The 21,112-nt window shown below is 75.6% G+C and carries 20 protein-coding genes and 2 pseudogenes; 8 read left to right on the forward strand and 14 right to left on the reverse strand.

What is annotated here, in order from left to right; genetic code table 11:
• Positions 1–241: 241 nt before the first annotated feature.
• From ACIRBX_RS02450 to ACIRBX_RS02475, 6 genes and pseudogenes are all read right to left on the reverse strand, one after another.
• Complete coding sequence (locus ACIRBX_RS02450) at positions 242–2,254, reverse strand: acyltransferase family protein (protein WP_402293270.1); 2,013 nt, start codon at positions 2,252–2,254, stop codon at positions 242–244.
• Positions 2,255–2,562: 308 nt separating this feature from the next.
• Positions 2,563–4,230 carry a glycosyltransferase family 2 protein gene (locus ACIRBX_RS02455; protein ID WP_402293272.1) on the reverse strand — a complete coding sequence of 556 codons (1,668 nt, stop codon included), beginning with the start codon at positions 4,228–4,230 and terminating at the stop codon, positions 2,563–2,565.
• A gap of 154 nt (positions 4,231–4,384) precedes the next feature.
• Positions 4,385–4,921: a GNAT family N-acetyltransferase gene (locus ACIRBX_RS02460; RefSeq protein WP_402293274.1), complete on the reverse strand. Its 537-nt coding sequence runs from the start codon at positions 4,919–4,921 to the stop codon at positions 4,385–4,387.
• A gap of 319 nt (positions 4,922–5,240) precedes the next feature.
• Positions 5,241–5,423 (reverse strand): hypothetical protein, encoded by a 183-nt coding sequence (locus ACIRBX_RS02465; RefSeq protein WP_402293275.1) that lies wholly within the window; start codon positions 5,421–5,423, stop codon positions 5,241–5,243.
• Between the two features lie 25 nt (positions 5,424–5,448).
• A pseudogene (locus ACIRBX_RS02470) lies at positions 5,449–5,784 on the reverse strand (TetR family transcriptional regulator); the annotation flags it as partial.
• Between the two features lie 544 nt (positions 5,785–6,328).
• A complete protein-coding gene (locus tag ACIRBX_RS02475; protein WP_402293276.1) occupies positions 6,329–6,754 on the reverse strand; it encodes an SRPBCC family protein in 426 nt (141 codons plus the stop codon).
• Positions 6,755–6,912: 158 nt separating this feature from the next.
• Between ACIRBX_RS02475 and ACIRBX_RS02480 the strand changes: the two genes are divergently transcribed.
• On the forward strand, positions 6,913–7,746 hold the full coding sequence (locus tag ACIRBX_RS02480) for an ABC transporter ATP-binding protein (protein WP_402293278.1): 834 nt from the start codon (positions 6,913–6,915) through the stop codon (positions 7,744–7,746).
• Between the two features lie 132 nt (positions 7,747–7,878).
• Positions 7,879–8,718 carry a YhjD/YihY/BrkB family envelope integrity protein gene (locus ACIRBX_RS02485; protein ID WP_402293280.1) on the forward strand — a complete coding sequence of 280 codons (840 nt, stop codon included), beginning with the start codon at positions 7,879–7,881 and terminating at the stop codon, positions 8,716–8,718.
• Between the two features lie 7 nt (positions 8,719–8,725).
• Here ACIRBX_RS02485 and ACIRBX_RS02490 read toward each other — a convergent pair whose 3' ends face one another.
• Positions 8,726–9,799 (reverse strand): PP2C family protein-serine/threonine phosphatase, encoded by a 1,074-nt coding sequence (locus ACIRBX_RS02490; protein ID WP_402293282.1) that lies wholly within the window; start codon positions 9,797–9,799, stop codon positions 8,726–8,728.
• Between the two features lie 126 nt (positions 9,800–9,925).
• On the opposite strand from ACIRBX_RS02490, the gene ACIRBX_RS02495 reads away from it, so the two are divergent.
• Entirely contained in the window at positions 9,926–10,180 is a 255-nt protein-coding gene (locus ACIRBX_RS02495) for a LapA family protein (RefSeq protein ID WP_402293284.1), read from the forward strand.
• Positions 10,181–10,217: 37 nt separating this feature from the next.
• Here ACIRBX_RS02495 and ACIRBX_RS02500 read toward each other — a convergent pair whose 3' ends face one another.
• The 3 genes from ACIRBX_RS02500 to ACIRBX_RS02510 form a co-directional block, all read right to left on the reverse strand.
• Positions 10,218–10,766, reverse strand: coding sequence for an LURP-one-related/scramblase family protein (locus ACIRBX_RS02500; RefSeq protein ID WP_402293286.1), 549 nt, complete (start codon positions 10,764–10,766; stop codon positions 10,218–10,220).
• Between the two features lie 68 nt (positions 10,767–10,834).
• Positions 10,835–11,242 (reverse strand): hypothetical protein, encoded by a 408-nt coding sequence (locus tag ACIRBX_RS02505; protein WP_402293288.1) that lies wholly within the window; start codon positions 11,240–11,242, stop codon positions 10,835–10,837.
• Positions 11,239–12,354, reverse strand: coding sequence for a molybdopterin-dependent oxidoreductase (locus ACIRBX_RS02510; protein ID WP_402293881.1), 1,116 nt, complete (start codon positions 12,352–12,354; stop codon positions 11,239–11,241). The genes ACIRBX_RS02505 and ACIRBX_RS02510 overlap by 4 nt, the downstream gene beginning before the upstream one ends.
• Positions 12,355–12,756: 402 nt before the next feature.
• Between ACIRBX_RS02510 and ACIRBX_RS02515 the strand changes: the two genes are divergently transcribed.
• Both ACIRBX_RS02515 and ACIRBX_RS02520 read left to right on the forward strand, forming a co-directional pair.
• Complete coding sequence (locus tag ACIRBX_RS02515; RefSeq protein ID WP_402293289.1) at positions 12,757–14,124, forward strand: glycosyltransferase 87 family protein; 1,368 nt, start codon at positions 12,757–12,759, stop codon at positions 14,122–14,124.
• Positions 14,125–14,167: 43 nt separating this feature from the next.
• Entirely contained in the window at positions 14,168–15,007 is an 840-nt protein-coding gene (locus tag ACIRBX_RS02520) for an S-methyl-5'-thioadenosine phosphorylase (RefSeq protein ID WP_402293290.1), read from the forward strand.
• Between the two features lie 56 nt (positions 15,008–15,063).
• Here the strand turns inward: ACIRBX_RS02520 and ACIRBX_RS02525 are convergent, their stop codons facing one another.
• The 3 genes and pseudogenes from ACIRBX_RS02525 to ACIRBX_RS02535 form a co-directional block, all read right to left on the reverse strand.
• Positions 15,064–15,726 carry a methyltransferase domain-containing protein gene (locus ACIRBX_RS02525; protein ID WP_402293291.1) on the reverse strand — a complete coding sequence of 221 codons (663 nt, stop codon included), beginning with the start codon at positions 15,724–15,726 and terminating at the stop codon, positions 15,064–15,066.
• A 35-nt stretch (positions 15,727–15,761) separates the two neighbouring features.
• Positions 15,762–16,394 (reverse strand): DUF2064 domain-containing protein, encoded by a 633-nt coding sequence (locus ACIRBX_RS02530; protein ID WP_402293882.1) that lies wholly within the window; start codon positions 16,392–16,394, stop codon positions 15,762–15,764.
• Positions 16,395–16,403: 9 nt separating this feature from the next.
• Positions 16,404–17,078: pseudogene (locus ACIRBX_RS02535) on the reverse strand (glycosyltransferase family 2 protein); the annotation flags it as partial.
• Between the two features lie 145 nt (positions 17,079–17,223).
• Here ACIRBX_RS02535 and ACIRBX_RS02540 point away from each other — a divergent pair.
• From ACIRBX_RS02540 to ACIRBX_RS02550, 3 genes are all read left to right on the forward strand, one after another.
• Positions 17,224–18,066 carry a response regulator transcription factor gene (locus tag ACIRBX_RS02540; RefSeq protein WP_402293292.1) on the forward strand — a complete coding sequence of 281 codons (843 nt, stop codon included), beginning with the start codon at positions 17,224–17,226 and terminating at the stop codon, positions 18,064–18,066.
• 9 nt (positions 18,067–18,075) lie between these two features.
• The gene (locus ACIRBX_RS02545) at positions 18,076–19,218 is read left to right on the forward strand and encodes a sensor histidine kinase (protein ID WP_402293293.1); all 1,143 of its coding nucleotides are present in this window, start codon (positions 18,076–18,078) and stop codon (positions 19,216–19,218) included.
• A gap of 139 nt (positions 19,219–19,357) precedes the next feature.
• On the forward strand, positions 19,358–19,948 hold the full coding sequence (locus tag ACIRBX_RS02550) for an RICIN domain-containing protein (protein WP_402293294.1): 591 nt from the start codon (positions 19,358–19,360) through the stop codon (positions 19,946–19,948).
• Positions 19,949–20,004: 56 nt separating this feature from the next.
• Here ACIRBX_RS02550 and ACIRBX_RS02555 read toward each other — a convergent pair whose 3' ends face one another.
• A complete protein-coding gene (locus ACIRBX_RS02555; RefSeq protein WP_402293295.1) occupies positions 20,005–21,054 on the reverse strand; it encodes an NAD-dependent epimerase/dehydratase family protein in 1,050 nt (349 codons plus the stop codon).
• Positions 21,055–21,112: the final 58 nt, after the last annotated feature.

The following is a 21,112-nucleotide window of genomic DNA, read 5'->3' on the forward strand; positions in this document are numbered from 1 at the left end:
CGCGCACACGGGTGTGGAACGCGCAGACGTGGGTGTGGCGCCCGGCCGCCGACCGGATGCGCGGACGGGAACGGCTCGGCATCGAAGGGTCCTCCTGAGGCGCCGACGGGCGGGGGCCTCGGAGGTCGGGCGTCGGCGGGGACGGGAGGAGGGGCCGTACGGTCTCCGCGCCTCCCCCCGCCGCCCGCCGTCGGCACCGACGCCTCAGGAGAACCCCGAGCGAACCGGCCACGTCGTCACCTCACGGCAGCAGTCCGGCCGTTCGCAGGTCGAAGTCGATCCGGGGGGCCAGCGTGGCGGCCAGCGTGGAGGTGATGTGGCCGGTGTCGCGGTAGAGCAGCACGCCCTCCCGGGCGGGCGGGCACTCCCCCTCGCCGGGGCAGAGCAGGGCGCGGTAGTCCAGCACGGTGACGCCGTACTCAGCGGCCAGGCCGTCGGTGAGCAGCGGCTCGGGCAGCAGCGCCTGCTCGCGCGGGAAGGTGCACTGTTCGCCGGAGGCCAGGCAGACCGGGATGTCCTTGCCCGGCATCGGGGTGTCGGCCAGGTAGGCGACCGGGGCGCCGAGCGAGCGCAGCCGCTCCAGGGTGGTGGCCCAGCCGGCCGAGCGCTCCTCGGCGCTGCCGAAGCGGTTCAGCCCCGCGACCACCACCAGCCGGGGCTTGGCCCCGGTGGCCAGCCGGTTGAGGGTGTGCTCGCGCCAGCGGTCGCACTCGGTGTACTCGCGGCCGAGCACCTCGTCCCGCACCGTCATGGTCGGCAGCGGGCAGCCGGGCTTGACCAACACCTCGAGCGCCCAGCCGCGTTGGCGCACCACCGGCAGCAGTCCGGCCATCCACTGCCCGGCGTGCGAGTCGCCGAGCAGCACCACCCGGTCCGGGGAGTCGGGGTTGCCGAACCGGCAGGTCGGGCTCTGGTCCGCCGTCAGGGGGATCTGGCAGCCGCCGGCCGGCGGGTGGTCCGTCCGGGCCCGGGCCAGCGACGGGGTGAGACCGGCGAGTTGGACGTTGGGCGCGAGCAGCAGCGGGCCGCTCGGCGCACCGGCCGGGATCACCACGGCGGCGTCCGGGTCACCCAGCGCGCGGACCGCGCCGCCGCCGAGGGTGAGCCCGGCGATCAGCGGCACGGTGAGTGCCACCGCGCCGACCGCCAGGCCCTTGCGCGGGGCGTTGGACCGGCCGCGCCGCAGCGGCTGTTCGACGTAGCGCAGGGTCAGCCAGGCGGGCAGCGCGGAGCCCAGCGCGAGGGCCACCGTAACGGTCAACGGCAGGGCGCCGTACCGGGCCTGGGCGATCGTCAGGACCGGCCAGTGCCAGAGGTACCAGGCGTAGGAGAGCCGGCCGGCGGCCCGCAGCGGCGGGCTGGCGAGCAACCGCCCCGCCTGGTACCACCGGCCGGTGCCGGGGCCGGCCAGCAGGAGGGCGGCGGCGCCGAGGGCGGGCAGCAGGGCGGCGCTGCCGGGGAAGGGGGTGGAGCGGTCGTAGACCAGCGCGGCGGCGACCACGGCGGCCAGGCCGAGCCAGCCCAGCAGGGTGGCGCCGGGCAGTCGCCTGCGGTACAGCAGCGCGGCTGCGCCGCCGAGGGCGAACTCCCAGAGCCGGGTGGCGGTGGAGAAGTACCCGAGCGGGGCGGCGTCGGCGGTCCAGCGCAGGCAGAGCAGGAAGGAGAGCGCGCCGACCAGCAGGGTGAGGGCCCAGACCACCGGGCGGCGGCCCTTGGCCAGCAGCAGCACCAGGCCGCCCCACAGTAGGTAGAACTGGTTCTCCACGCCGAGCGACCAGAAGTGCAGCACCGGGCTCGGGTCCCGGGTGGCGGTCAGGTAGTCGGTCTGCTGCCCGGCGAACCGCCAGTTGGCGAACTGGCCGGCTGCGGAGAGCAGATCGCGCGCCAGGTCGGTGGAGCGCAGCGGGTCCAGCAGCAGCCAGCCGGCCAGTGCGGTGGCGGTCAGCACCACGGCGGCGGCGGGCAGGATGCGGCGGGCCCGGCGGGCCAGGAAGTCCCGCAGAGCCGGCGGCCGGGGGCCGGCCAGCAGGCCGGTGATCAGGAAGCCGGAGAGCACGAAGAACACGTCGACGCCCACGTAGCCGCCGCTCAGGGCGGGCACTCCGGCGTGGAAGGCGAGCACGGTCAGCACGGCGACGCCGCGCAGGCCCTCGATGTCGGGGCGGAAGGCGCCGCCCTTGGTACTCGGCACGGTCTTCGGCGGCGGGGCGGTGCCGGCGTCGGTGGGCCGGGTCAGGGTGATCAGGTCGGACACGGTGGTGCTCCTTGCGACGGCTGCGGTGGGTGGTGCCGCCGGGCCCATGGGGGTGGGCTGCCGGGGGCCGTTCCCGCGCCGGTGGGGCGACGCGCACGGAGGTTCTGAGGGCTGGTCAGCGGTGGTGCGGCTCAGCGGTGGTGCGGCTCAACGGTGGTGCGGCTCAACGGTGGTGCGGCTCAGCGGCGGTGCGGCTCAACGGTGGTGCGGCTCAGTGGCGGTGCGGCTCAACGGTGGTGCGGCTCAGTGGCGGTGCGGCTCAGTGGCGGTGCGGCTCAACGGTGGTGCGGCTCAACGGGGACACCGGGTCAGAACAGCGGGTCGGCCCAGCCCGAGGCGAGCAGCGCGGTGAGCGCCAGCACCGCGGTGACCGCGAGTGCCTCGGGGCGCTCGAAGCGCTCGCCCGTCCCGCTCCTCCTCGGCGCGCGCACCTGGTCCTCGCCGCGCAGTAGCGCCCAGAGCGCGGTCAGCACCGGCACGGTGGTGTAGGCGGTGAGCAGCAGCAGCGCGGCCAGCGCCCAGTACGGCTGCCAGCCGTGCAGCAGCACGGCCCGGACCAGGCCGACCGCCCCGGCGAGCAGGCAGAACGACAGCCAGAGCACCCCGATCCGGCCGACGGTGCGGCCCAGCGCGGAGCGGCCGGCGATCGCCCCGGTGGGCACCCAGTCGGCGCTGCGGCTGCGCAGCGCGTGGCCGAGCGCGATCAGGTGGCAGAAGCCGCCGAGGAGTTGGACCCGGGTGACCTCGAACCGCCAGCGGGTCCGGGAGGCGGCCGGGAGCAGCGCGAGCGAGACCCAGAGCGGCGGCAGGAAGGGCAGCACCTGCCAGGGCTCGATCCGCTCGGGCGCGAAGAACAGCAGCAGCAGGGCGGGCAGCGGCACCGCGAAGACGTTCACCGCGCTGCTGAGGTAGCCGAGGATGCCGTTCCAGAAGCACATCCGGGCGGAGCGGGAGAGCGGGCCCCGGTGGAAGTCCGGGTCGCGCAGCAGGGCGAGCGAGCCGAGGCACCAGCGGTACTGCTGGCTGATGAAGGCGGACAGCCCGGTCGGCGACATGCCCTTGGCCAGCAGGGTCGGCACGTAGCGGGTGCGGTAGCCGTGCCGGGTCAGGGCCAGGCCGGTGTAGAGGTCCTCGCTGTGGTCCGACTCGAAGAAGCCGCCCGCGAGTTCGAGCGCGCTGCGGCGGTAGAGGGCGTTGGTGCCGCAGCAGACGGTGCCGTCCTGGGCGTCCCGGGAGGGCTGGATCCAGCGGTAGAAGATCTCCTGGGTGGCGCCCGCGCCGCGCTCCAGCCAGCTCATCGTCGGGTCGGTGTCGAAGCACTGCGGGCTCTGCACGATGCCGGTGTCGGGCTGGTCGAAGTAGGGCACCAGGTGGTCGAGGAAGTCCTCGCGCGGGCAGAAGTCCGCGTCCAGCACCGCGACCAGGTCGGAAGTCCCTGCGGCCAGGCCGTAGTTGAGGTTCCCGGCCTTCTTGAACCGGCCCCGGTCCGGGCGGCTGTGGTAGTGGAAGCCGTACTCCTCGGCGAGCGCGCGCACGGCCGGGTCACCGGCGTCGTCCAGCACTCGGACGGTCAACTCGCCGTCCCAGCGCACCCGGGAGACGTACCGGTAGGCGTTCTCCAGCACGGCGAGCGGCTCGCCGCAGGTGGGCAGCAGCAGGTCGACGGCGGGTATCCGCTCGGGGCGCCAGGCGCGCAGCAGCAGTTGGTGGCCGTCCAGCGAGTGGCGCCGCTGGCGCTGGCCGTCACCGAGGCCGAGCAGCCAGGTCGCGCCGTTGAGCACCACCAGCAGCAGGAAGGGCCAGAGCAGCGGGTGACTCAGGGCGAACAGCCCGAGGGTGAAGGTCGCCCCGGCGTAGGAGAGGGCCGAGCAGAGCAGGACCCACCTGCGCTGCGGGCCGAAGTACCAGTAGAGCTCCCGGTCGCCGGGCGGCTCCGGCAGGGCCGGAGCGGGCGGAGTGATCAGGCGTGCAGGCATGCGGAAGAAAGCCCCCCCGGGCTCGGACGGACGGGACCGTACTGCCGCCAGTCTTCCACATTGGTCTGGACCAATCGTGAACAGGGCGTGAATCACGCCAGGCAGTACGGCCCCTGACGTCCCGTCAGGCCGCCTCGGGGCCCTCCCGCCCGGCTCAGAGCGCCTTGATCAGCTTCTCGAACCGCAGATCGGGGCGGAGCGGCACACCGAACCGCTCGTCCCCGTACGGGAACGGCGAGAACTCGCCGGTCCGGCGGTAGCCGCGCCGCTCGTACCAGGCGATCAGCTCGGCCCGCTGCTCGATCACCGTCATCTCCAGCTCCCGCACGCCCCACTCGGCCCCGGCCACCCGCTCGGCCTCCGCCAGCACCCGCCGGCCGACCCCGCCGCCCTGCTGCCCCGGCCGGACCGAGAACATCCCGAAGTACGCCCGCTCGCCCCGATGTTCGAGCTGGCAGCAGGCGAGCAACTCGCCGTCCCGCTCGGCCAGCAGCAGCCGGCTGCCGGGTGCGTCGATCACCGCCGTCACGCCCTCGACGTCCGTCCGCTGACCCTCCAGCAGGTCCGCCTCGGTGGTCCAGCCGGCCCGGCTGCTGTCCCCCCGGTAGGCCGACTCGACCAGGGCCACCAGGGCCGGCACGTCCGCCGGCCCGGCCGGCCGGAAGGTGAGTTCGGAGGTCTCGGAGCTCATCGTCGCCACTCGCTTTCCGCATCCCGGACCGCCCGTCGGCCCGCCCCCGCATCGTGCCACAGCCGCACGTCAGACGAGCCTCGCGGCCCGTCGCGGGCGGCACCGGCCCCACCCCGACGGACCCGGCGGCCGTCAGCCCTTCGGCCCTCGGCCCGCCGCCGCCCCCCAGGCAGCAGGAGGCCCGGACTACGGTCCGGACGATCAGGCGGGAGCCGTCGTACCGGGCCCGGGCGGCCGCAGCAGGACGGCCGACCATCCGTCCCCCGCCAGGGAATCCGACCTCCGCAGCACCATCGCAGCAGCGCCCGCCGCGCTCCGGTCAGGGCTGCACGGCGCGGAGCATCGCCCGTACCAACACAGCGAGTTCGGCCTCGTCCGGGGCCGGGCCGATGCGCGCGGTGGCGCCGGCCAGCCGGTCGTAGAGCAGGCCCTCGGACCTGGAGACCAGCAGATCGGCCGCCATCTCGGGCTCCGGGGCACCGAGCGCCTTGAGCAGCGCCACCGCAGCAGCGCCCGCCGCGCTCCGGTCAGGGCAGCACCGCGCGGAGCATCGCCCATACCACCGCAGCGAGTTCGGCCTCGTCCGGGGCCGGGCCGATGCGCGCGGTGGCGCCGGCCAGCCGGTCGTAGAGCAGGCCCTCAGTCCAGGAGACCAGCAGATCGGCCGCCACCTCGGACTCCGGGGCACCGAGCGCCTTGAGCAGCGCCACCGCGCGGACCCTGGCGAAACTGCCCGCCTGCTCCAACTCCGCGCGCAGCTCCGGCCGTCGGGCCGCCTCCAGGCTGAGCTCGAAGCGGACCAGCTGCCGCTCCCGGGCCCGCGTCATCCAGTGGTGCAGCAGGCCGGCCAGCGCGACGGCGGCCGCCTCCGGGGTGACCGCCCCGGCCGCGTAGAAGCTGGTCCATCGCGCGCAGCGAGAGCGCCGGGGGTGCGGTCAGCACCGCCGGATCGCGCAGCCAGGACGCCAACGGGTGGGTGAGGCGGACGAGTCGGCCCGTGCGGCGGGAGCTGAGGCTGACGGCGGCGGTGCGGTCGCGCCGGGCGATGGTGCCTAGCAGCCTCGGGCCGCCTGACCGCGCGTCCCGCCCGACGGCCGGCCCCTCGAAGACGGGCTCCAGTCGTCCGGGGCCGCACGAGCACCCGGGCAGCCCACCCGTGGGTCGGTGGGCGGGGCACACGGACGGCCGCAGCCACGCGGCTCCGGCGCCCAGGGGCACCGGCCACCTCCCCAGCCGGACCTGACGCCCGATCAGGCCTGCCCCCGCCCGGGGCACCGGCAGGGCCGGGCCCACCGGCCGCCCCACATCAGACGGCCGGTCAGGGCCCCTGCACGCCGCCGGCCGCTCTCGGCCTCCGGCCCACCGGCGGGCCGCCCCGGTCACTCGCCCAAGGCATCCGACCCGCGATCAGGCCTGCTGCGCGCTACCGCCCTCCAGCAGCTCCTTGAAGTCCCGCAGACACCGCTGCACGTCGTGCGCGACGAAGCCCAGCCAGTCGCCGAGGTTGTCCAGCACCCCGTGCGGGGTATGGTCCAGCTGGAGCATCACCCGGGTCTCCCCGTCGCCCAGGGGATGGAAGGTGACCACCCCGGACTCCTCCGCACCGCGCACCGCGCGCCAGGCGATCCGCTCCCCCGGCACCAGCTCGGTGAGCTCCGCCTCCGACTCCTGCTCCACCCCGTTGACCACCGTCACCCAGCGCATGCGCGCGCCGGTCAGCTGCACCGACTCCACCCCGTGCAGGAAGCCCGGGTAGCCCGGGCTCGCCAGCCACCGCTCGTAGGCGACCGCCACCGGCGCCGCCACCTCCACCGACTCCGCCACGTGCGACATCTCGCCCTCCCGATCCCCGGTCCCCTGTTCCGTCGCGTTCCGCCTGCCCCCGATCCCCCGCTTCACGCACCGCGACGCGCCATCCGCGCCCCGCCTGCGGCGTCTCGCTCCGCAGACGCACCACCACCTGACGACCCATCGGCCGCTATCGTGCCGCAATGACCTCCGAGCCCACGCCCCCGCCCGTCGCCGACGACGTCACCTCCCCCGCCGTGCTCTCGCTCGACGGGGTCTCGCTGCACCGGCCCACCTCGGGCCAGGCGGTCATCCTCGACCGGGTCGACTGGACCGTCCGCACCGGTCAGCACTGGGCCCTGCTCGGCGCCAACGGGGCCGGCAAGACCACCCTGCTGAAGATCGTCGGGGCGGTCACCTTCCCCACCTCCGGCACGGTCGAGGTCTTCGGCTCCCGCTTCGGCCGGGTGGACCTGCGCGAACTCCGGGCCCGGATCGGCCTGGTGTCCAGCGCGCAGCGCGTCCCGGCGGAGGCCACCGCCCACACCGTGGTGCTGACCGGCGCCACCGGCACCGTGCAGCCGGTCTGGCAGGCATACGACCCGGCCACCCACGAGCGGGCCCACCGCCTGCTGGCCGAGCTCGGCCTCAAGGAGCTGACGGACCGTCGCTTCGGCGACTGCTCCAGCGGCCAGCGGGCCCGCATCCTGATCAGCCGCGCCCTGATGGCCGACCCCGCCCTGCTGCTGCTGGACGAGCCGTTCAACGCGCTCGACCTGCCCTCCCGCGAGGACCTGATCGACGCGCTCAGCCTGCTGTCGGCCCGTCAGCCCGGCCTGACCACCATCACCGTCACCCACCACCTGGAGGAGCTGCCGCCGAACACCACCCACGCGCTGCTGCTCCGCGACGGCCGGGTGCTGGCCTCCGGCCCGGTCGCCACCGCCCTGACCTCGGACCACCTCTCCGCCTGTTTCGGCCGCCCGGTCCGGGTCACCCACGACGAGGGCCGTTGGTACGCCCGCTCCGGCCGGTGAACCGGGCTGCGCCGAACGGCTGAGCCACCGCTTCGGGGCCCGCCCACCGGGTACACGCGGTGAGGTCAGAACGGAGACAGCCATGATCGTCCTGGTCCCGACCCACCGGGTCACCGGCCGTGGCCACCAGCGGTGAGGCGGGGGCTGCGACGGCTCGCGACCACCCTGTGGGCACGCGGCCGGGAGGTCGAGCTGCTGCACCGGGCGATGGCCTTCGCCGCGCTCTGCTTCGTCACCCTGGTGCCGCTGCTGGTGGTGATCGCCGCCGCCTCGCCCACCGGGGGCAGCGGCATCTCCGACTGGCTGATCGACGGCCTCGGCCTCTCCGGCGCCTCCGCCGCACGGGTCTCCGAGCTCTTCGCCTCCCCCCGCCAGGTCCTCAGCACCACCACCGCACTCGGCCTCACCGCCCTCGCGGTCTTCGGCATCGCCCTGATGGGCGCGGTCCAGAACGCCTACGAGCGGATCTGGGGGCTCAGCCCCGGCGCCTGGCACAACGTCTGGCGCCAGGTCCTCGCCCTGGCCGGGCTGATCGGCTACATCCTGGTCGCCGCCTGGAGCGGCGTGCCCTGGCCGGACACCGGTGCCGGGACCACCCTGCGCTGGTTCACCACCGAGGTGGGCGGTGTCCTGCTGTTCTGGTGGCTCCAGCACTTCCTGCTCGACTCGCGGGTCCCCTGGCGCACCCTGCTCCCCGGCGCCGTCTGCACCGTGCTCGCGCTCACCGGCCTCCGGGTCTTCTCCCGGCTGGTCTTCGCCCCCCTGGTGACCGACAGCGCGGTCTCCTACGGTGCGGTCGGCACCGTCCTGGTGGTCCAGTCCTGGCTGATCGGCGTCGGCTACACCATCTACGCCGGCGCCCTGGCCGGCTGGTCCCTCCACCAGGCCCGCGGACCCGAGCCCGAGCCCACGCCCGAACCCGACGCCGAACCGGCCCCGGGGCCCGAGGCCGGCCCGCCAGGGACCACCTGAGCCACCGTCAGCGCGCCGCCGGGCCGAACAGCACCAGCGCCGCGTCGTCCTCGCTCGGCGCGCCCGTGTGCCGCTCCACCGCCGCCCGCAGGTCCGCCAGGGCGTCCCCGTAGTCCGGTGCGTCCAGCAGGTGCGCGTGGTCGGCGAGCGGGAAGAACCGGCCGGCGCCGTCCCGGGCCTCGACGATGCCGTCGGTGTAGAGCAGCACCCGGTCCCCGGCGGCCAGCCGCAGCCGGCTCCGGCCGGGGCCCTCGTCCAGCAGGTCCCCGAGACCCAGCGGCAGCCCCGGCGCGGCCGGCTCGGCGTACCGGGTGCCGCCGCCCACCGCCCGTACCAGCGGCGGGAGGTGACCGAAGTTCAGCACGCTGAGCACGCCGTCCTCGGTGTACTCCACCAGCACCGCCGTGACGAACCGGTCCCCGTCCCGGCCGCGCCGGAGCGCCCGCTCCATCCGCACGCCGATCTGGTCCAGGCTCTCCACGTACGGCGCGGCCTCCCGGAACGCGCCGAGCACCCTGGTCGCCGCTCCGGCGGCCGGCAGCCCCTTGCCCTGCACGTCGCCGATCACCATCCGCACGCCGCCCCGGTACGCGGCCACCCCGTAGAGGTCGCCGCCGATCGGCACGGCGTGGCCCGCGCAGGTGCAGGAGGCCGCCACCGCGACCGGACCGACGCTGGCGGGCACCGGCTCGAAGACCACCTGGCGGGCCACCCCGACCACCGGAGCCAGCTCGGCGAGCGCGCTGCGCGCCTCGTCGCGGGCCAGCTCGGTCCGGTGGCGCAGCACCGCCGCGTAGGCGGCAGCGGCGGTGACGCCGCAGATCGTCGCGTAGGCCACCAGGGCCCGGAAGGTCCCGGCGGTGCCCGCGGCGAGGGCGACGGCGAGGCAGACCACGAGGGCGACGCCGCCGGCCGCCACCACCCGGCGGACGCGTTCGTTGGCCGCCGCCATGGCGGGGGCCACGGAGTAGGCCGCCAGCAGGGTGAAGTCCTCGCCGGCCAGCGCGTCCGCGCCGACCACCCCGCCCAGGACCAGGAAGGGATAGGCGGCCACCAGCCGTCGGCGCGTGGTCCTGACCATGCTGCTCACCTGCCTGTCGGGGGCGGCTCCCCCACCGTGCCGCGAGCGAATGAGCAGTCATCCTAACAAAATACGTAAAGCAATAGTAAAGACATCCAAAACGACATACCCACTCATACTGGTCACATGGCCGACAACACGAACACCTCCGACCGCCCGTCCACCGTGACCGTCCGGGGCCGGGCCGTCCGCCTCCGCACCATCGGCGTCGCGGTCCTGGCCGCCCTGGCCGTCTGGTTCATCGCCGTCAACACCGCCTCGGTCCGGATCAGGCTCTGGATCCCGACCGTCACCCTCCCGCTCTGGCTGGTGCTCGCGGCCACCCTGCTGGTGGGCGCCGCGATCGGCTGGTGGGCGGCCCGCCGCCGCGCCAAGCGCTGACGGCGGGTCACCTCGCCCCCGGCGGCCCGACGGACCGTCACTCCCCCGGGTGGGCCATCGCGTCGATCGCGATCGCGGCGGCCAGCACGGTCGCCCGGTCCACCGCGTCCGAGACGTCGATCCCGTAGGTGTCGCGCACCCGGAACCACTTCTTCGACACCTCGGCCACCTTCACGCCGTCCCGCTCGATGGTGTACTCGTGGTCCAGCACGTTGCCCTGCACCGAGAGCTCGCCCCCGTCCTCCTGCTTGATCACCCAGCGCTCCCGCAGCGGGCTGATCAGCGCCTTCTTCACCAGGGCGATCCGGTGTCCGTCGGCGTCCTCGATCTCCATCGAGTCCTTGATCCGCATCGGCCGGCTCTGCACCTTGGCCACCCGGTGCCCGTCCGGGTCCTCGATGGCGTAGGTGCGGCGCAGCCGCAGCGCCTTGCCGTTCACCTTGTAGGCGTGCTGCCCCGCCTCGTCGTCGATCCAGTAGTCGTTCCCGATCGAGAACATCTTCTGCTGCATCCGGTACCGGCTGACCCCCTCTCCCCGGTCGAACGCGTGGTTGGCCTCCCGGCGGGCCCGGCGGTCCTCGAACATCGGCGTGTCCTCTCCTCGGCACTGCGGGTCCCCGCCTTCCTACCGCCGCGCCCTGCGGCCCGCCCGCCTTACGGGCGTCCGGGGGACGCCCGCCGCCGGCGCCGGGCCCGAACGGCGACGGCGACCGCCGTGGCGAGCACCGTGCCGGCCAGCAGGAGCAGCCAGTTCCGCAGGTACGGCAGCGGCAGCACGGAGGGGTTGCCGTGGTCCTGCCCGGCGCGCAGCACCACGGGGAGGGCGACCGCGGTGAGCGCGGCGGCCACCACCAAACCGGTGCGCACCGGCCAGGTCCGGGCGAGCAGCGTCCCGGTGAGCAGGACCAGCGGCAGCCAGAGGCCGTCGTGCAGCAGCAGACCGCCCACCGCCCAGACCAGCACCCCGAGCGGGTCGGCGATCTGAGGGTCGGTCAGCAGCCCGTACAGGCCGAGCCCGATCAGCGCGGTGCCGGCCGCTCCGGTCAGCAGACGGAGCGTCATCCGAGCACCTCGATCCGGGAGACCCACTTGGTCTGGAGCACACCGGGCCGGTTCGGCGCGATGATCCGGGCGGGGTGGCCGTGGTCGGGGGCCAGCTCCTCGCCGTCGAGCGCCAGGGCGAGCAGGGTGAGCTCGTCCCGGGCGTACCGGGGCGGCATCTCGGTGACCGCGTACGGGCCGTCGGCCTCCAGCGAGGTGATCCGCAGCAGGGCGCCGGGCGGGGCGCCCGCCAGGTCGAGCAGGTCCCGCAGCCGGACGCCGGTCCACTCGCCGTCGGCGCTCCAGCCCTCGACGCAGGCGATCGGCAGCCGGGCGGTGTGCTGGGGCAGGGCGCGCAGCTCGGCCAGGCTCAGCCGGTAGGGGCGCGGGCCGTCGACGGTGAGCCGCCAGTCGGCCGGCACGGCGGTGGTGCCGGCCTGGGCCGCGGTCCGGTTCACCGGCAGGCCCTGCGGCCCCAGGTCGGGGCGGCGCGGGGCGAGCAGGTCGAGGCGGCGCAGCCAGGGCACGGTCTGGCCGGCCGTGGTGAGGGTGACGGCGGCGGTGGCGGCGCCGACCGCCCCGAGCAGGGCGCGGCGGCCCGGTACCGCCCCGGCCGTCCGCCGCCACCAGTGGGCGGCGATCTGCGGCGCCTTGACCGCGAGGTGGAGCAGCAGACCTCCGACCACGGTCCAGCCGAGCCAGAAGTGGGTCTGCCGGAACGGGAACGGCCAGGGGTACCACTGGACGGTGTTGAGCAGGCCGGTGAACAGCTCCAGCAGCAGTCCGGCCACCAGCACGGCGATGCCGAGCCGCTCCAGCGCGTGCCGGAGGCTGCGCGCGGGCGGCCAGGCGAACAGCTCCGGGTAGACGGTCCAGAGCTTGGCCCCGAGCAGGGGGATCGCGGCCAGCCCGGAGATCACGTGCAGGCCCTGGCTGACCCGGTAGCCGTCGACCGGGCGGCTCGGCAGCCGGGTGCGCAGCCAGGCCGGGGGCTCCTGGAGGTAGTGGCTGGTCAGCCCGGTGACGAAGCAGACCAGCACCGCCGCCCCCAGCCAGCGGCCGATCACCACCGCCGTCCTGGGCTCGTGCAGGCCGGAGCGGAACGCCCCGGGGCGGAACGGGCCGACCCGCAGCCGGTCCGGCGGGGTGGGCAGCGGCAGGTCGAAGCGGCGCGGGGCGCCGGTGTCGGGATCGGTCACCCCTCCATCAGAGCGCCGACCGGCACCGCCCGGGGCCTGCGACATGCTTACGGAAGTCGTACGGCACCCGCGCCCGGCCCGTCATCCGACGGACCGTCGGCCGTGCGGAGCCCGGAGCCGGGGACGCTCACCTGCCTCCCGGGGGCGACGTGCGGACGAAGCCACCACCCGGCCCCGGCCGGAGCACCACCGGTACCGCAGAGCCGCGCGCTCCCCCTGACCGCGCTGTGCGGACGGACGCCGTACGGCGCCCCCGCCCGGGCCGTGACCTTACGGACTCCGTACGGCGCGGCGCGCACCCGCCGGACGGCCGGGCCCCGGTGGCACCCTGACGGTGTGTCCGCTCCCGCCCGCCGGCTGCTCGCCGCCGTCCTCGCCCTCGCCGCCCTGCTGTCCGCACTGGCCGCCACCGTCCGCACCGGCGGCACCCTCGGCGACCGCGATCACCTGCTCCCCTGGTACGCGGCGGACCTGCTGCTCTTCGCCCTCGCGCTGGTGCTGCTGCGCCGGGTGCCGGCCCGGGCGGTGCTCCCGCTGGTGCTGACGGGCAGTCTGGCCGCCGCCTGCGCCGGGCTGCTGGCCCCGCCGCGCACCAGCGACGACGCCTACCGCTACCTCTGGGACGGCCGGGTGCAGGCCGCCGGGCTCTCCCCGTACGCGGAGCCACCGGACGCACCGGGCCTGGCCGGGCTGCGGCTGCGCGCGCCGGAGCTGTTCCCCCGGGGCACCGCCTGCACCGGCTGGGACGAGCGCCGCACCGCCGCCGGGGAGTGCAGCCACGTCAACCGGCCCGCCGTGGTGACCATCTACCCACCCGTCGCCGAGGGCTGGTTCGCCCTGCTGTACGCGGCCGGCGGCCGGGCCGGGGTGCGGGCCGCGCAGGTCGGCGGCGCGCTGCTGGCGCTGGCCGTCACCGGCCTGCTGCTCGCCGCGCTCGGCCGGGAGCGGCGCTGGCAGGCCGCCCTCTGGGGCTGGTGCCCGGGTGTGGTGGTCTGGGCGGTGAACGACGCGCACGTGGACGTGCTGGGCGCGCTGCTGCTGGTCGGCGGGCTGCTGGCGGCGCAGCGCGGGCGGGCGGTGGCCGGCGGCGCGCTGCTCGGGCTGTCGACCGCCACCAAGCTGATCCCGGTGCTCGCGCTCCCCGGCGCGCTCTCCGGGGTCCTGGCCCGCCGGCCGCGCGCCCGGGACCTGGTGCTGCCGCTGACCGCCCTCGCGGTCTTCGCCCTCAGCTACCTCCCGTACGTGCTGCGCTCCGGCACCGGAGTGCTCGGCTACCTGCCCGGCTACCTCAGCGAGGAGGGCTACCGGGACGGCCATCTGGAGCGCTTCGCCCTGCTCCGGCTGGTGCTGCCGGAGCGCTGGGCCGCCCCGGCGGCGGTGCTGGCGGTGCTGCTGGCGGTCGGTCGGGTGCTGTGGCGCGGTGACCCCCGGCGGCCCTGGCGCGGCTCGCTGCTGGTGGTCGGCACCGCCCTGCTGGCGCTCACCCCCGGCTACCCCTGGTACGGACTGCTGGTGGTGGCGCTGGTCGCCCTCGACGGACGGTGGGAGTGGCTGGCCGTCCCGGCGGCGGCCCAGGTGGTCTACCTGGCGGGCGGTGGCGCCCAGCAGGCGGCGTACGGGACGGCACTGGCGGTCGTCCTGCTGGGCACGGCGTTCGCGGACCGTAAGGAGACCCGGGGCACCGGGGCCGGCTCGCCCACCTAGGCTGAGCAGCGCATCTGCACATCCAACACCTGGGCGGTACAGCATGACTGACGGTACGTCAGCACTTGGCGTGATCGGTGGATCGGGGCTCTACGCCCTGCTGGACGAGGTCACCGAGGTGGTGGTGGACACCCCGTACGGGACGCCCAGCGACTCGGTCCTCCTCGGCGAGGCGGCCGGGCGGCGGGTGGCCTTCCTGCCCCGCCACGGCCGGGAGCACTCCGTGCCGCCGCACCGGATCAACTACCGGGCCAACCTCTGGGCGCTGCACTCGCTGGGCGTCCGCCAGGTGCTCGCCCCCTCGGCCGTGGGCGGGCTGCGGGCCGAGTACGGGCCGGGCACGCTGGTGGTGCCGGACCAGTTCGTGGACCGCACCTCGGGGCGGGCGGGCACCTACTACGACGGGCTGCCGCTGGCCGACGGCAGCGTCCCGGGCGTGGTGCACGTCTCGTCCGCCGACCCGTACTGCCCGGACGGGCGGGCCGCCGCGCTGGATGCCGCCAAGGGGCTCGACTGGGAGCCGGTGGACGGCGGCACGCTGGTGGTGATCGAGGGCCCGCGCTTCTCCACCCGGGCCGAGTCCCGCTGGTTCTCCGCCAACGGCTGGTCGGTGGTCGGCATGACGGGCCATCCGGAAGCCGTGCTGGCCCGCGAGTTGGGCCTCTGCTACACCTCGCTGGCGCTGGTCACCGACCTGGACGCGGGCGTGAAGACGGGCGACGGGGTGAGCCAGGCGGAGGTGTTCGCGGAGTTCGGGCGCAACGTCGACCGGCTGCGCACCGTGCTCTTCGAGACCCTGACCAGGCTGCCCGACGCCCGGGACTGCCTCTGCTCGCACGCCTTGGACGGGCTCACCACCGGACTTCCGGGCGTCGGCGCCTGACCGGCCGACCGACCCCGCCGCCGCCGGGCCGCGCGAGGCGGCCCGGCGGCGGCGGCTCAACCGGCGGCCACCCGCAGGGCGGTGAAGCTGCGCCCCCGGCTGACCCAGCGGGCCGTCTCGACCAGGCCGGCCGCAGCGGCCCGGCGGGCCAGCGCGCCCGGTCCGAGCCGGGCCCAGACGAACGGCGGGCCCAGCCGGCCGGCACCGCCCTCGATCCGGACCCGGACGCGCTCGTCCACCGGCTCCGACTCCGTCTCGACGAACAACCACCCCTCCGGCGAGACGAGTTGGGCGAGCCGCCGGAGCAGCGCGGCCGGATCCCCGCCGATCCCGAGGTTGCCGTCCAACAGCACCACCGCACCCCAGCGGTGCTCCCCGGGCACCCGGTCGAAGACCGAGCGGTGCAGCGCGCTGCCGCCCGAGCGGCGGGTGCGCTCGACGGCGGCCTCGGTGAGGTCGATGCCGAGCGCGGGCACGCCGAGCGCCAGCAGCTCGGCCACCAGCCGGCCCGGGCCGCAGCCGACGTCCAGCACCGGGCGGCCGATCCGGACGCAGCGCTCCAGCACCGTCCGGTCGGCCGCGTCCGGCGGCGCGCACCAGCGCTCCACATCGAGCAACTGCCGTCCACCGTCGGCCCGTCGGAGCCAGAGCGGTCCGCGACCGGCCCGGATCGCCTCGGCGAAGGGATCGTCGATCCACGGGCGCGGCGCCCCCGCCACGCCGCGCGGCTGCGGAGCGCGTCGGCCCGGGGCCCTCACCGGACCTCCGCACCGACGGAGCGCCAGACCCGGGCGAACCGCCCACCGGGCACCAGCGCCGCCACCTGCGCCGCCTCGGCCGCGGTGTCCACATCGGTCAGCACCGGCAGCTCGCGCACCCGCAGCCCGGCTCCGGCCAGCCGCTCCCGCAGCACCGCTCCGGTCTCCGGCACGGACATCGGGACACCGGTCAACACCCGCTCGGCCAGCGCCGGTTCGGGCCGGGCCAGGCCGACCGCCCAGAAGCCGCCGTCCGCCGCCGGGCCGTACCAGGTGTCGATCCCCGCCCGGGCGGTCGGCGACAGCGCCTCCGCCAGCACCTCCGCCGGCAGCTGCGGGGTGTCCATCCCGACCAGCAGCACCGGCGCCCCGGCGGGCGCCGCGCCGAGCGCGGCGGCCAGCCGGACGTCCAGGCCGCCCGCCACCTGCGGCACCGCCCGCCACCCCGGCGGCAGCCAGGGCCCCGGCTCGCCGTCCAGCACCAGCACCCGGCGCCCGGCCGGCACGGTGGAGAGCACGTCCAGGGTGTCCCGCAGGGCGGCCTCGGCCAGCTCGGCGGCCTGCTCGGGCGTGCACGGCGGGGTGAGCCGGGTCTTCACCCGGCCCGGTACCGGGGCCTTGGCGATCACCAGCAGGGTGGCCGGCGGCGCGGCCAGCTGGGCCCGCATGTCCCGGACCGCCTGGCGGGTGCCGCGAAGGGTGCCGGTCACCTTCGAACGGCCCTTCCGGGGACGGTAGTCGACGTCCACCTCGGCGATCCGCAGCCCGGCGGCCGAGGCGTTCAGCACCATTTCCAACGGGTATCCGGACCGCCGGTCGCCGAGGCCGAGGGCCCGCAGCCGCTCCCGCCGGGCGGCCCGCATCGGGCCGAGGTCGTGCAGCGGCGCACCGGTCCGGGCCCGCAGCCGGCGGGCCAGCTCGGCGTTGGCCAGCCGGGCGTGCAGCGGCCAGGCACCCGGCCTGGTGGGCCGACGGCGGCCGAGCACCAGATCGGCCGTCCCGTCCACCACCGGGCCCACCACCAGCGGGAGTTGGGCCGGATCGAGCGAGCCGTCACAGTCCAGGAAGCAGACCAGCTCGGCCGTGGCGGCGAGCAGTCCGGCGTGGCAGGCGGCACCGAAGCCCCGGCGCGGTTCGGTCAGCACGGTGGCGCCGAGCTCACGGGCCAGCTCGGCCGAGCCGTCGCGCGAGCCGTTGTCCACCACCAGGGCGCGCCAGCCGGCGGGAATCCGGCCGAGCACCCAGGGCAGCGCGGCGGCCTCGTCCAGGCAGGGGAGCACGACGTCGACCGAGGGACCGGCGGGCGGGAGCAGGGGACCGGCGAGAGGGTGCAGGGGAGGGGTCACCCCTGCACCGTAGGCCGACGGCCGCCGGGACGGGCCGCACCGACTCCTTACGGAACGCGGACGTCCGGCCCGGCGTTACCCGTCCGGCCGAGCCCTCTCCTAGGCTCGACCCGTGACAGAGCCGAATCCTCCCGCGACCGTCCTGGTGGTGGACGACGACCCCACGGTGGCCGAGGTGGTGGTCGGGTACCTGCGCCGTGCGGGCCACACCGTCCACCACGCCGCCGACGGCCCGCAGGCACTGGCCCATCTGGCCGGGCACCGCACCGACCTGGTGGTGCTCGACCTGATGCTGCCCGGCATGGACGGATTGGAGGTCTGCCGCCGGCTGCGGGCGGGCTCCGACGGCCGCTCCCCCGCCGTCATCATGCTGACCGCCAAGGGCGAGGAGGCTGACCGGATCCTGGGCCTGGAGCTCGGCGCGGACGACTACGTGACCAAGCCGTTCAGCCCGCGCGAGCTCACCCTGCGGGTCGGCTCGGTGCTCCGGCGGCACGGAGCGGCCACCCCGCCGGCCGGGGTCTCGGTGCGGGCCGGCGACCTCTCGCTCGACCCGCAGGCCCGCCGGGCGTTCCGGTCCGGGCGTGAACTCCAGCTGACCCTGCGGGAGTTCGACCTGCTGGAGTTCCTCCTCCGGCATCCGGGGGCGGCATTCTCCCGGGACGAGCTGATGCGCCGGGTCTGGGGCTGGGAGTTCGGTGACCAGTCGACCGTCACGGTCCACGTCCGGCGGCTTCGGGAGAAGATCGAGGACGACCCGGCGGCACCGCTGCGGCTGCACACCGTCTGGGGCGTCGGCTACCGCTTCGACCCGCTCGACCCCACCGGCACGGCGGGCGCGACCGGCACCGTCACCGTTGAGCACGTCGGCGCCCTCGATCCCGTCCCGCCCGTCGACCGGTCCGCCCCGGAAGCCCGGCACCATCCCGCCCCGCACGGCCCGACGGAGAGCTGACGCACCGCCATGAACGACATCCTGCTGATCGCCCTGTTCGCCGCCGTCGGAGCCGGGCTGGCCGGCCTGCTGGGCTGGCCCGCCGTCCGGATGCTGCGCCGCCGCTCGGTCGCCCTCTCGCTGTTCGCCGTGGCCGTGGTGACCGTGCTCGCCATGGTCTCCGGGACCGCCTCGGTCGCGCAGGCGATGTTCCTCTCCGACCACGACCTGGGCGTGGTGCTCACCGTGCTCGGCATGGGCGCGGTGGTCTCGCTGCTCACCGCCGCGCTGCTCGGCCGGCAGGTGGTCGCGGGCAGCCGGGCCCTGACGCTGGCCGCCCGGACGGTCGGCAGCGACGCCGGCTTCACCGCCCCTGACCGGCCGTTCGGCTCCGAACTCGCCGACCTCAGCGCCGAGTTGGCCGCCACCAACGAACGGCTGGCGGAGTCCCGCCGACGCGAGCGCACCCTGGAGGCGTCCCGCCGGGAGCTGATCGCCTGGATCTCGCACGACCTGCGCACCCCGCTCGCCGGTCTGCGCGCGATGGCCGAGGCGTTGGAGGACGGCGTCGCCGAGGACCCGGACCGCTACCACCGCTCCATCCGCACCGAGGTGGACCGGTTGAGCGGCATGGTGGACGACCTGTTCGAGCTCTCCCGGCTCCAAGCCGGCGCGTTCACCCTGACCCCCTCCCGGGTCTCGGTGCACGACCTGCTGGACGAGGCACTGGCCGGCGCCCACCCGCTGGCCACCCGGCACGGCGTACGCCTGGTCGGCGGCCCGGTCGCCCCCGTGCCGGTCGAGGTGGACGGCCGGGAGATCGGCCGTGCGCTGGGCAATCTGCTGGTCAACGCCATCCGCGCGACCCCGGCCGACGGCGAGGTGGCGGTCAGCGCCCGCCGCGAGCAGGACCACGTGGTGCTGGCCGTCACCGACGGCTGCGGCGGCATCCCCGAGCCCGACCTCCACCGGGTCTTCGAGACCGGCTGGCGCGGCGCCCCCGCCCGCACTCCGCTGCCGGGCTCCGCCCCGCTCCCCGGCGACAGCGGCGCCGGACTCGGCCTCGCCATCGTCCGGGGCATCGCCGAGGCCCACGCCGGCCGGGCCGCCGTGCGGAACGTGGCCGGCGGCTGCTGCTTCGAGATCACCCTCCCGGCGCCCCAGCCGTCCTGAGCGCGGGGTACCGCACTTCCGTACGCCGCTTCCCGGTCATCCGCTGACGAACTACTTTTGCTGACGGCCCGCTTGCCCTCCGGGCCGGTCAATTCACCGTATGCAGAAGACAGTTCAGTACTGATGAATTGAGGAAAAGATGACCAGGTTCCGGCTCTCCCTCGTCGTGGCGACCGCCCTGACCGTCCTCCCCCTGCCGCTGGCGACCGGCGCCACCGCGGCCACCCCGGCCCCCGCCGAGGCCCCCACCCGGACCGCCGCACCGCCGGCGGCCGGCACCGGCGCGCTCGCTCCGGCACTGGCCGCCAACTACCGCACCACCCGCTTCAGCAGCGGCCACGGCGGCCGCTGTCTGGACGCGGACCTGAACACCATCAACGGGAACGGCACCAAGGTCCAGCTCTGGGACTGCAACGGCTGGTCGAACCAGACCTGGATCTGGACCCCGGTCTCCGGCCAGCCGGTCGGCTACTACTGGATCCAGACCGAGAAGAACTACCGCTGCCTGGACGCGGACCTGAACACCATCGGCGGGAACGGCACCAAGGTCCAGCTCTGGGACTGCAACGGCTGGGACAACCAGATCTGGATCTGGGACGGACAGACCCTCCAGACCAAGAAGAACGCCCGCGTCCTCGACGCCGACCTCGGCACCATCAACGGGAACGGCACCAAGGTCCAGCTCTGGGACCGCAACGGCTGGGACAACCAGCGCTGGATCTGGGGCTGATCCTTCCCCGGTGTCCGGCCCCGCCCGGGTGAGGGCGGGCGGGGCCGGACACACCCTCACCCCCTCAGCGGCGCACCGGCGAAGTCGGCCATGCCCTGCGCGAAGCCGACCTCCGGGCGCCAGCCCAGTTCGGCCCGCAGCCGGCCGGAGTCGGCGGTGACGTGACGGACGTCGCCCAGCCGGTACTCACCGGTGACCACCGGGGCCGGCCCGCCGTACCCGGCCGCCAGCGCGGCGGCCATCTCGCCGACGGTGTGCGGATCACCGCTGCCGACGTTGTAGGCCCGGCTGCTGCCGGCCGGCCGCCGCCCTACCGCCGCCAGCGCGGCCAGGTTCGCCCGCGCCACGTCGTCCACGTGCACGAAGTCCCGCCGCTGGCCGCCGTCCTCGAACACCCGGGGCGCCTCGCCCCGGGCCAGCGCGGAGCGGAACAGCGAGGCGACCCCCGCATACGGGGTGTCCCGGGGCATCCCCGGGCCGTAGACGTTGTGGTAACGGAGCGTCAGGACCGCCCCGCCGGTGGTCCGGGCCCAGACCGCCGCCAACTGCTCCTGGGCCACCTTGGTCACCGCGTACACGTTCCTCGGATCGGCCGGAGCGTCCTCACCGACCAGACCCGGAGCGAGCGGCGCACCGCAGCGCGGGCACGGCGGCTCGAACCGCCCCGCGTCCAGGTCGGCCACCCGGCGGGGCGCGGGCGCCACCGCGCCGTGCTCGGCGCACGCGTACCGCCCCTCACCGTAGACCACCATCGATCCGGCCAGCACCAGCCGTCGCACCCCGGCCCGGTCCATCGCGGCCAGCAGCACCGCCGTCCCCAGATCGTTGCACCCCACGTAGTCGGGCGCGTCGCCGAGGTCCAGCCCCAGCCCCACCATCGCGGCCTGATGGCACACCAGATCCACTCCCGCCAGGGCCCGGTCCACCACCGCCGGATCGCGGACGTCCCCGACCACGAACTCGGCCGGCAGCTCCGGCTGCCGCCGCCCCGGGTGAACCGCCTCCAACAGCGCGTCCAGCACCCGCACCCGGTGCCCCTCCGCCGCCAACCGCCGCACCACGGCGGACCCCACGAATCCGGCTCCGCCGGTCACCAGAACGTCCATGACGGCACGTTAGAGCGCCCACCCCGCCCCGGCGGGCGCGCCGGGCCCGCCGTCAGCG

Origin of the sequence: Kitasatospora sp. NPDC096147, from assembly GCF_044763225.1 — a bacterium.
GTDB lineage: Bacteria > Actinomycetota > Actinomycetes > Streptomycetales > Streptomycetaceae > Kitasatospora.